This window comes from Marinobacter sp. C7 (assembly GCF_022343555.1).
Taxonomy (GTDB): Bacteria; Pseudomonadota; Gammaproteobacteria; order Pseudomonadales; family Oleiphilaceae; genus Marinobacter.
In genome coordinates, this window is record NZ_JAKQZH010000088.1 from 1 (window position 1) to 531 (window position 531).

General features: G+C 63.3%; 1 protein-coding gene. It reads left to right on the forward strand.

Features of this window, described 5'->3' with window-relative positions:
* Positions 1–118 precede the first annotated feature (118 nt).
* On the forward strand, positions 119–531 hold a 413-nt coding region (locus MD273_RS18875; RefSeq protein WP_239039300.1), incomplete at its 3' end, for a nicotinate-nucleotide--dimethylbenzimidazole phosphoribosyltransferase.

The window sequence follows — 531 nt, forward strand, 5'->3', positions numbered from 1 at the left end:
GGAATTTTCATCGGCTTCGGTCCCGTTGTCGAAGGCGGCAGTTGTTGAGAGGCTTATTGCACTTTAAGAAGCGGGGCAAACATGTTCGCCGCGCTCCCTGCGCGAGGAAGGAATGACGATGACCGCGAATCCCTTTGACGATTTCCGTGCCTTGCTGGAAGGCCTGCCCGGCGCCGATACGCCGGCGCTCGCCGCCGCCCGCAAGCGCAACAGCCAGCTCACCAAGCCGGAAGGCGCACTTGGCAGGCTTGAGGAAATTGCGATGTGGCTTGCGGCATGGAGCGGGCGCACGCCCGCCGTTCACCGCCCGATGGTCGCCGTCTTCGCCGGCAATCACGGTATCGCGGCGAAGGGCGTCTCGCCCTATCCGGCAACAGTGACGAAGCAGATGGTCGACAACTTCGCCAAGGGTGGCGCCGCCATCAACCAGATCTGCGCGACGGTCGACCTCAGCCTGAAGATCTTCGATCTCGCCCTCGACTATCCGACGGGCGACATCACCGTCGAACCGGCACTGTCGGAGCGCGATTG